Origin of the sequence: Pseudomonas brassicacearum (assembly GCF_918698105.1) — a bacterium.
GTDB lineage: Bacteria > Pseudomonadota > Gammaproteobacteria > Pseudomonadales > Pseudomonadaceae > Aquipseudomonas > Aquipseudomonas brassicacearum_F.
Window position 1 is genome coordinate 36,306 of sequence record NZ_CAKKMI010000057.1, and the last position, 8,601, is coordinate 44,906.

Sequence of the window (8,601 nt, forward strand, 5' to 3'; positions counted from 1 at the left end):
ATGAGAGCCGATCTGGACATCATCCAGGAGTGGATCCCCGCCGGCAGCCGCGTGCTCGACCTGGGCTGCGGCAACGGCGAGCTGCTGACCTGGCTGCGGGACAACAAGCAAGTCAGCGGCTACGGCCTGGAAAACGACCCGGACAACATTGCCGAGTGCGTCGCCAAGGGCATCAACGTCATCGAGCAGGACCTGGACAAGGGCCTGGGCAACTTTGCCAGCAACAGCTTCGACATCGTGGTCATGACCCAGGCCCTGCAAGCGGTGCACTACCCGGACAAGATCCTCGACGAAATGCTGCGGGTCGGACGCCAGTGCATCATCACTTTCCCCAACTTCGGCCACTGGCGTTGCCGCTGGTACCTGGCGAGCAAGGGCCGCATGCCGGTTTCGGAATTCTTGCCCTACACCTGGTACAACACGCCGAACATCCACTTCTGCACCTTCGAGGATTTCGAAGCGTTGTGCCGCGAGCGCCAAGCCAAGGTCATCGATCGCCTGGCCGTGGATCAGCAGCACCGCCACGGGTGGGCCAGCAAGCTATGGCCTAATCTGTTAGGTGAGATAGGCATCTATCGGGTCAGCAGCCCAGGCCTTACCGATCATCAGGTCGCGGTCTGAGCCCCGGCCTTACCCAGGAGCACGACATGAACCGTCTAGCGTTGTTTCTCATCACCGCTTGCCTGAGCGTTGGCGCCATGGCCGCCGACGTCATCAAGGGCGAGCGCAAGGAAGTGTTCGGTGATATCACCGTGCACTACAACACCTTCAATTCCACATTCCTGACACCGGACATCGCCAAGGCCGCCGAGCTGATCCGCAGCAAGCAACAGGGCGTGATCAACGTCTCGGTGCTCAAGGGTGGCAAGCCCTTGATGGCCCAGGTCAGCGGCACGGTGAAAGACCTCACCAGCCAGAGCGTCCCGCTGAAATTCAAACAGGTGACCGAGCCAGGCGCGATCTACTACATCGCCCAGTATCCGGTGGATCAACAGGAAGTCCGGACCTTCGAGATCAAGGTGCAGACCGGCGACAAGATCAACACCATCAACTTCAACCAGGAACTGTTCCCGGGCCAATGATCAATTTCACCCAACTCGTACTGGCCAGCCACAACGCCGGCAAACTCAAGGAACTGCAAGCCATGCTCGGCGGGTCGGTGCAGTTGCGCTCGATTGGCGAGTTCAGCCAGGTGGAGCCGGAAGAGACCGGCCTGTCGTTCGTCGAGAATGCCATCCTCAAGGCCCGCAATGCCGCACGCATCTCGGGCCTGCCAGCGCTGGCCGACGATTCCGGGCTGGCCGTGGACTTCCTCGGCGGTGCGCCGGGCATTTACTCGGCCCGCTACGCCGACAGCAAAGGTGACGCGGCGAACAACGCCAAGCTGCTCGACGCCCTCAAGGACGTGCCCGAAGTCGAGCGCGGCGCGCAGTTCGTGTGTGTGCTGGCCTTGGTCCGCCATGCCGATGACCCATTGCCGATCCTCTGCGAAGGCCTGTGGCACGGGCGCATTCTCACCGAAGCCAGCGGCGAGCACGGTTTCGGCTATGACCCGTTGTTCTGGGTGCCGGAACGCAATTGCTCCAGCGCCGAGCTGGGGCCGGTGGAAAAGAACCAACTGAGCCACCGCGCCCGTGCGATGGCCCTGCTGCGTCAACGCCTGGGCCTGCAATGATCGATGACGCTCCCGCACCGCTGATCCATGGCGGTGTACAAACACCTCGGGCGCCCCTGCCGGTGCTGCCGCCCCTGGCGTTGTACGTCCACATCCCATGGTGCGTGCGCAAATGCCCGTATTGCGACTTCAACTCCCACACCGCCAGCCCGCAGCTGCCGGAAGAGGAATATGTCGACGCCTTGCTGGCCGACCTCGACCAGGATCTGCACGCGGTTCATGGTCGCCCGTTGAGCTCGATCTTTTTCGGTGGTGGCACCCCGAGCCTGTTCAGCGCCCAAGCCCTGGGGCGATTGCTCAAGGGTGTAGAAGCGCGGATAGCGTTCGCCCAGGACATTGAAATCACCCTGGAAGCCAACCCCGGCACCTTCGAGCAAGAAAAGTTCGTCGCTTACCGGGCCTTGGGAATCAATCGCCTGTCCATCGGGATCCAGAGTTTCCAGCAGGCCAAGCTCGAAGCCCTGGGCCGGATCCACAACGGCGACGAGGCGGTGCGCGCCGCCGGCATGGCCCGTCAGGCCGGTTTCGACAATTTCAACCTGGACCTGATGCACGGGTTGCCCGACCAGTCCCTGGAAGACGCCTTGAGCGACCTGCGCCAGGCCATCGCCTTGAAGCCGACGCATTTGTCCTGGTACCAGCTGACGCTGGAGCCGAACACGGTATTCTGGAACCAGCCGCCGACCTTGCCCGAAGACGACACGCTGTGGGACATCCAGGAAGCCGGGCAAGCCTTGCTGGCCGAACACGGCTACGCCCAGTACGAAGTCTCGGCTTACGCCCAGCCCGGTCGGGCGGCGCGGCATAACCTCAATTACTGGAGTTTCGGCGACTTCATCGGCATCGGTGCCGGTGCCCACGGCAAGCTCAGCCATCCGGACGGGCGCATCGTGCGCACCTGGAAGACCCGCCTGCCCAAGGACTACCTCAACCCGGCCAAAAGCTTCCAGGCCGGCGAGAAAACCCTTGCCAACGAAGAGCTGCCGTTCGAGTTCCTGATGAACGCCCTGCGCCTGACCGCGGGCGTAGAAGCGCGGCTGTACCCGGAGCGCACCGGGCTGCCCCTGCAAAGCCTGGCCGAAGGTCGGCGCGAGGCCGAACAAAGCGGGTTGTTGCAGGTCGAACCGACACGTCTGGCGGCCACCGAGCGCGGACAGCTGTTTCTCAATGACTTGCTGCAGACATTTCTGAGCTGATCAACACAAGGAAATCGAATGGATCTGGTACTCGACCTGCTGGCCACCGTGTCCCGCTGGAGCCGCAGCAACCTGTCGGAAATCTCCCTGGCATTGGTAGGCTGCCTGCTGGTGCTGTTTGGTGCCGACATCAAGGGCTGGGTCGAACAACGCCTGGGCAGCATCGCCGGCGCCTTGCGCGTCCCGCTGATCGCCCTGCTGTGCATGATCGGCAGCGGCGCGGCCCTGATCTACGCCACGCCGTGGGTCGTCCGGGGCTTGAGCCAGTTCAACAACTACAGCCTGGCGCCGGTGTTGTTGGTGGTGCTGGTGTTGATTGGCGTAGTCGCGGATCGGCGCTGATCCCACCCACACCACAAAACAAATGTGGGAGCGAGCTTGCTCGCGATGAGGCCATAACATCCAACATCAAGGTTGACTGTTATGCCGCCATCGCGAGCAAGCTCGCTCCCACAGTTTTTTACCGCGTGGTGCTTACGCCACCTTCTCGAACTTCAAATCCCACACCCCATGCCCAAGGCGTTCGCCTCGGCGCTCGAACTTGGTGATCGGCCGTTCAGCCGGGCGCGTCACGCACTTGCCGTCTTCGGCCAGGTTGCGATAGCCCGGGGCGACATTCATCACTTCCAGCATGTATTCGGCGTAGGGTTCCCAGTCGGTGGCCATGTGCAGCACACCGCCGACCTTCAACTTGCTGCGCACCAGTTCAGCGAACGATGCCTGGACGATACGGCGCTTGTGGTGCCGGCTTTTGTGCCAAGGATCGGGGAAGAACAGCATCAACCGGTCGAGACTGTTGTCGGCCACGCAGCGGTTGAGCACTTCGATGGCGTCGCAATCGTAGACCCGCAGGTTGGTCAGCCCTTGGGTCAGCACGCCGTTGAGCAGCGCACCAACGCCAGGACGGTGGACTTCCACACCAATGAAATCCTGCTCCGGCGAAGCAGCGGCCATTTCCAGCAACGAATGGCCCATGCCAAAGCCGATTTCCAGCGAGCGCAGGGCCGAGCGGCCAAAGACCTGGTCAAAATCCACCGGCGCATCGGCCAGCGGCAGGACAAACAGCGGCGCGCCCTGCTCCAGGCCGCGCTGCTGGCCTTCAGTCATGCGCCCGGCGCGCATCACAAAACTCTTGATGCGGCGGTGCTGGCGCTCTTCGCCTTCTTCCGGCAGGACCGGCGTGTCGTTCGATTCAGTCATCAATGGCTCTTACTTGATCAGACCATCCAGCGGCGAGGAGGCGCTGGCGTAAAGTTTTTTCGGCATGCGGCCGGCCAGGTACGCCAGGCGACCGGCGACGATGGCGTGCTTCATGGCTTCGGCCATGAGGATCGGCTGCTGGGCGTGGGCGATGGCCGAGTTCATCAGCACCGCTTCGCAACCCAGCTCCATGGCGATGGTGGCGTCGGAAGCGGTACCGACACCGGCATCCACCAACACCGGGATCTTGGCTTCTTCCAGGATGATCTGCAGGTTGTACGGGTTGCAGATCCCCAGGCCGGTGCCGATCAGGCCGGCCAGCGGCATGACCGCGATGCAGCCGATTTCCGCCAATTGACGGGCGATGATCGGGTCATCGCTGGTGTAGACCATCACGTCGAAACCTTCCTTGACCAGAGTTTCAGCGGCCTTGAGGGTTTCGATCACGTTGGGGAACAGGGTTTTCTGGTCAGCCAGCACTTCCAGCTTCACCAGGTTGTGGCCGTCGAGCAGCTCACGGGCCAGGCGGCAGGTGCGCACAGCCTCGATGGCGTCGAAGCAACCGGCGGTGTTCGGCAGGATGGTGTAGCGGTCCGGCGGCAGGATATCCAGCAGGTTCGGTTCGCCCGGGTTCTGGCCGATGTTGGTCCGGCGCACGGCGACGGTCACGATTTCGGCGCCCGAGGCCTCGATGGCCAGGCGGGTTTCTTCCATGTCGCGGTATTTGCCGGTGCCTACCAGCAAACGCGACTGGTAGGTACGACCGGCCAGGACGAAGGGCTTGTCGCTACGAACGATGCTCATGGGAAATCCTCTGTTGGGGTGAGGTTCTTGCGAAATACCGCGAAACCGAGGCGACTAGCCGCCGCCGATGGCATGAACCACTTCGACGCTGTCGCCGTCGTTCAACGTGGTTTCGGCGTGCTGGCTGCGCGGGACGATATCCAGATTGAGCTCCACCGCGACGCGGCGTCCGGTGAGTTCCAGACGGGTCAGCAGGGCCGCGACGGTTTCACCGTCGGGCAGATCAAGGGGTTCGCCGTTCAACTGAATGCGCATGCCGGATGCCGCCATCATTTTTAGGGGCTGGCATTCTAGCCCGATCGGCCTGGGTGACCCAAGCCATTCGTCATGAAATGGACCGCCCGGTCAGCCCAGCCGCCGGGCGGCAAGCCCGGAACACTCCTGAAACAACTCCAGGGTTCAAGCCCTCGTCCAAGCCTCCTATATTCGTTGTCTCGCGCTAAACCTGATCGAATAACGCATGAGAGGAGCCTGTGCCCAGCCTTCATCCAACGCCGAATATCCCTGCCATCGACGGCCTGCGCGCCGTCGCCGTCCTGAGCGTGATCGTTTTCCACGCCGACTTCCTGAACGCCCTGCCCGGTGGGTTTACCGGCGTCGATATCTTCTTCGTTATTTCCGGCTACGTGATCAGCCAGTCGCTGTCCACTCGCGCCCACCGCAGCTTTCCAGCCTTCCTGACGGATTTTTATCGCCGCCGGTTCCTGCGTATCGTGCCCGCACTACTCCTGATGCTCATGGCTTGCAGCCTGCTTTCGGCGATGTTCGTGCCCCAAGCCTGGCTCAGCCAGCAGAATGACCGCACCGGGCTGGCCGCCTTTTTCGGCCTGAGCAATTTTGTGCTGGCCTGGAACACCGACACCTACTTCGCCCCGTCGACCCTGCTCAACCCCTATACCCACACCTGGACCTTGGCCGTGGAAGAGCAGTTCTACCTGGTCTTTCCACTGATCTATTTCATCTGGTTGCGCTACCGGCAATACAGCCGGCTCGCCTGGGCCTTGCTGCCCCTGCTGGCGCTGGCATCGCTGGCGTTCGGCGCCCTGCAGACACGGGAAAATCCCCTTGAGGCGTTCTACCTGTTGCCCAGTCGATTCTGGGAACTGGCCGCCGGCGCGATGCTTTTCCAATTGATGGCAACGGGGCGCTTCACGCTGCACTCGACGGCCGCAAGCCGAGCCGCGCTGCTCAGCGGTTTCGCCTTGATCACCAGCGGACTGTTCTTCGCCGATAAAAACCAGTTTCCCTTCCCTTGGGCCCTGCTAACGGTTTGCGGCACCTTGCTGATCATCACCGCCCTGGCCCGCAAAACCGACGATCACTTCCTGCCCCTGCGCCTGCTGCAATCGGCGCCCGTCGTCTATATCGGCAAACTGTCCTACTCACTGTATCTCTGGCACTGGCCGGTGCTGGTGTTCCTGCGCTGGACCACGGGCCTGGAGCAACTGGCGGTACAGTTGGCCTACCCGCTGATCGTCGTGGCGCTCGCCGCGGCGTCCTACCATTGGGTGGAGAAACCTTTGCGCGAGGGCCACTCGCTGTTCCAGCGCCGCGCCTGGATCACGATCGGCTCTTGCCTGGCGGCCATCGGCCTGGGCTGGTCCGGCGCACGCTGGGTCAGTGAAAATCCCCAGGTCCTTTCACTGAGCCAGACCCGTGATACCTACACCTGGTTCTCCCGGCGACTGCCGCAACGCTCCGTCGATGCACCCGGCCAGAACCCGTCATTGCAGGGCCGCCAGCTGTTCGTAATCGGCGATTCGCACGCGGCGGCCTATCGCACCATGCTCAGCCTCGCATCACGGCAACTCGGCTTCAGGGTTCGGGAATATGAGCGCGGCGGCTGCGCGGTGGTCAGCCTCATGGCGCCCGATCCGCAAGGTGCCTGCACCCGGGCCCGGGAAAAGGCCCTGAGTGACATCGAGGCACGGGCGCAACCCGGTGACATTGTGTTCCTGGCGTCGCTGCGAATGCCGGAGCTGGCCGGGCGCGACTGGGCTCGCAGCGAAGAGCAAGCGTTGGGGGAGGCCCTTTCCGAGCTGACGTCCGAACAGACTGAAGGCGCGCGGATCGCCGCCGAGGCGGTGTTGACACGCTTGAAGGCCACCCAGGTGCAGGTACTGATCAGTGCGCCCATGCCCCTGTTCAAGGCGCCGCCCTATCGCTGTTCGGACTGGTTCAACCGGATGAATCCGATCTGCACCCCCGGATTCACCATCGCGCGGGAACACATCGAGCAACTGCGCACAGCGCAAATGGCCCTGCTCGACCACTTGACGAGTCAGTATCCAATGCTGCTTGTCTGGGACCCGCTGCCCCTGCTGTGCCCTGGCGCCACCTGTTCAGCCTACGACGACGACAAACCACTGTTCCGCGATGCCGACCACCTGAGTGGGCACGGCAACCGTGTCCTGGCGCCGTCCTTCACACAAACGCTGCTCAGTGGCTGGAAGAGCGCTGGCTGATCCCCGTCGTCAACCCAGGCGCCAGGCGGCGATGCCCAGGCACAACCAGCCGACCAGGAAGGCCACGCCACCCAACGGCGTAATGATGCCCAGCTTGCTGATGCCCGTGAGGGTCAGCAGGTACAGGCTGCCGGAGAACAACAGGATACCGACCACAAATGAAACCCCGGCCCAGGTAACGATGCGGCCGGGAATATGCGTGGCCAGCAGCGCAACGCCCAGCAACGCCAGGGTGTGCACCAGTTGGTAGGTGACGCCGGTGTGGAAAATCGCCAGGTAATCGGCGCTCAGGCGATTTTTCAGTCCATGGGCGGCGAATGCCCCCAGCGCCACGCCTGTGAAACCGAAAAAAGCCGCCAGCATCAGAAAGCTACGCAACATGGGAACTCCAGTCAGACTCGGTGGACAGGGTCTGTATAATGGCCCGCTCGACGGGTTCGGCCAAGCCATCTCTATGCTGCGTTTATTTTTTCGACGATTCCTTAAAGCCCTGCTCTGGTTCGCCGTTGGCAGCGTCGTGCTCGTGCTGTTGTTTCGGGTGGTACCGCCGCCGTTCACGGCGCTGATGATCGAACGCAAGGTTGAATCCTGGTTCGGCGGCGAACCCATCGACCTGCAACGCTCCTGGCAGCCTTGGGACCAGATCTCCGATAGCCTGAAAGTGGCGGTGATTGCTGGCGAAGACCAGAAATTCCCCGAGCACTGGGGTTTCGACATCGGCGCGATCCAAGCCGCGTTCGCCCACAATGGGCGTGGCGGCTCGATTCGCGGCGCCAGCACCCTCAGCCAGCAAGTGTCCAAGAACCTGTTCCTGTGGTCGGGCCGCAGCTGGCTGCGCAAGGGGCTGGAGGCCTGGTTCACCGCACTGATCGAGGTGTTCTGGCCCAAGCAGCGGATCCTCGAGGTGTACCTCAACAGCGTCGAGTGGGATGACGGTGTGTTCGGGGCCGAAGCGGCCGCACGACATCATTTTCGCGTAGGCGCCGACGCCTTGTCCCGGCAACAGGCCAGCCTGCTGGCGGCGGTATTGCCCAACCCGCGCAAATGGAGCGCCGGCCGGCCGAGCCCCTATGTGCTGCGGCGGGCGGGCTGGATTCGCCAGCAGATGAGCCAGTTGGGGGGCGACAGTTATTTGCTGGAACTCAATAATTCGCGGCGAGCGCCTTGGGCTCAGTAGCTGCAACACTGAAGCCCCACCTGTGGGAGCGAGCTTGCTCGCGATAGCGGCGGGTCAGCCACATTGAAGTTGGCTGATCTACCG

General features: G+C 62.7%; 11 protein-coding genes. 7 read left to right on the forward strand and 4 right to left on the reverse strand.

Annotation, left to right across the window (positions count from 1 at the left end):
• Genes metW through LQ215_RS20775 form a run of 5 tightly spaced genes read left to right on the forward strand, consistent with a single transcriptional unit; the run spans window position 1 to window position 3,213 of the window.
• A complete protein-coding gene (metW, locus tag LQ215_RS20755; RefSeq protein ID WP_230152369.1) occupies window positions 1-621 on the forward strand; it encodes a methionine biosynthesis protein MetW in 621 nt (206 codons plus the stop codon).
• Between the two features lie 26 nt (window positions 622-647).
• Window positions 648-1,082 (forward strand): DUF4426 domain-containing protein, encoded by a 435-nt coding sequence (locus tag LQ215_RS20760; protein ID WP_230152370.1) that lies wholly within the window; start codon window positions 648-650, stop codon window positions 1,080-1,082.
• Window positions 1,079-1,675 carry an RdgB/HAM1 family non-canonical purine NTP pyrophosphatase gene (gene rdgB, locus LQ215_RS20765; RefSeq protein WP_230152371.1) on the forward strand — a complete coding sequence of 199 codons (597 nt, stop codon included), beginning with the start codon at window positions 1,079-1,081 and terminating at the stop codon, window positions 1,673-1,675. The genes LQ215_RS20760 and rdgB overlap by 4 nt, the downstream gene beginning before the upstream one ends.
• The gene (gene hemW, locus LQ215_RS20770; protein WP_230152372.1) at window positions 1,672-2,871 is read left to right on the forward strand and encodes a radical SAM family heme chaperone HemW; all 1,200 of its coding nucleotides are present in this window, start codon (window positions 1,672-1,674) and stop codon (window positions 2,869-2,871) included. Before rdgB ends, hemW begins: the two co-directional genes overlap by 4 nt.
• An 18-nt stretch (window positions 2,872-2,889) precedes the next feature.
• A complete protein-coding gene (locus tag LQ215_RS20775) occupies window positions 2,890-3,213 on the forward strand; it encodes a DUF3392 domain-containing protein (RefSeq protein ID WP_003177482.1) in 324 nt (107 codons plus the stop codon).
• 132 nt (window positions 3,214-3,345) lie between these two features.
• Here the strand turns inward: LQ215_RS20775 and trmB are convergent, their stop codons facing one another.
• From trmB to thiS, 3 genes are read right to left on the reverse strand one after another with little or no spacing between them, the layout of a single operon-like run.
• Window positions 3,346-4,071, reverse strand: a complete 726-nt coding sequence (gene trmB, locus LQ215_RS20780) for a tRNA (guanosine(46)-N7)-methyltransferase TrmB (protein WP_230152373.1) — start codon at window positions 4,069-4,071, stop codon at window positions 3,346-3,348.
• Window positions 4,072-4,080: 9 nt separating this feature from the next.
• Entirely contained in the window at window positions 4,081-4,875 is a 795-nt protein-coding gene (locus tag LQ215_RS20785) for a thiazole synthase (RefSeq protein ID WP_003177480.1), read from the reverse strand.
• A 54-nt stretch (window positions 4,876-4,929) separates the two neighbouring features.
• Window positions 4,930-5,130 (reverse strand): sulfur carrier protein ThiS, encoded by a 201-nt coding sequence (thiS, locus tag LQ215_RS20790; RefSeq protein WP_018609493.1) that lies wholly within the window; start codon window positions 5,128-5,130, stop codon window positions 4,930-4,932.
• Window positions 5,131-5,348: 218 nt separating this feature from the next.
• Here thiS and LQ215_RS20795 point away from each other — a divergent pair, with 218 nt between their 5' ends.
• The gene (locus LQ215_RS20795) at window positions 5,349-7,340 is read left to right on the forward strand and encodes an acyltransferase family protein (RefSeq protein ID WP_230152374.1); all 1,992 of its coding nucleotides are present in this window, start codon (window positions 5,349-5,351) and stop codon (window positions 7,338-7,340) included.
• Between the two features lie 9 nt (window positions 7,341-7,349).
• On the opposite strand, the gene LQ215_RS20800 is transcribed toward LQ215_RS20795, so the two are convergent.
• Complete coding sequence (locus LQ215_RS20800) at window positions 7,350-7,721, reverse strand: DUF423 domain-containing protein (RefSeq protein ID WP_230152375.1); 372 nt, start codon at window positions 7,719-7,721, stop codon at window positions 7,350-7,352.
• Window positions 7,722-7,794: 73 nt separating this feature from the next.
• Here LQ215_RS20800 and mtgA point away from each other — a divergent pair, with 73 nt between their 5' ends.
• On the forward strand, window positions 7,795-8,517 hold the full coding sequence (gene mtgA / locus LQ215_RS20805) for a monofunctional biosynthetic peptidoglycan transglycosylase (RefSeq protein ID WP_230152376.1): 723 nt from the start codon (window positions 7,795-7,797) through the stop codon (window positions 8,515-8,517).
• The last annotated feature ends 84 nt before the right edge of the window (window positions 8,518-8,601 follow it).

Bases quoted from the DNA above. Each gene is read 5' to 3' on its own strand.
- metW (WP_230152369.1), top strand. From the start codon at position 1: ATGAGAGCCGATCTGGACATCATCCAGGAGTGGATCCCCGCCGGCAGC.
- LQ215_RS20760 (WP_230152370.1), top strand. From the start codon at position 648: ATGAACCGTCTAGCGTTGTTTCTCATCACCGCTTGCCTGAGCGTTGGC.
- rdgB (WP_230152371.1), top strand. From the start codon at position 1,079: ATGATCAATTTCACCCAACTCGTACTGGCCAGCCACAACGCCGGCAAA.
- hemW (WP_230152372.1), top strand. From the start codon at position 1,672: ATGATCGATGACGCTCCCGCACCGCTGATCCATGGCGGTGTACAAACA.
- LQ215_RS20775 (WP_003177482.1), top strand. From the start codon at position 2,890: ATGGATCTGGTACTCGACCTGCTGGCCACCGTGTCCCGCTGGAGCCGC.
- trmB (WP_230152373.1), bottom strand. From the start codon at position 4,071: ATGACTGAATCGAACGACACGCCGGTCCTGCCGGAAGAAGGCGAAGAG.
- LQ215_RS20785 (WP_003177480.1), bottom strand. From the start codon at position 4,875: ATGAGCATCGTTCGTAGCGACAAGCCCTTCGTCCTGGCCGGTCGTACC.
- thiS (WP_018609493.1), bottom strand. From the start codon at position 5,130: ATGCGCATTCAGTTGAACGGCGAACCCCTTGATCTGCCCGACGGTGAA.
- LQ215_RS20800 (WP_230152375.1), bottom strand. From the start codon at position 7,721: ATGTTGCGTAGCTTTCTGATGCTGGCGGCTTTTTTCGGTTTCACAGGC.
- mtgA (WP_230152376.1), top strand. From the start codon at position 7,795: ATGCTGCGTTTATTTTTTCGACGATTCCTTAAAGCCCTGCTCTGGTTC.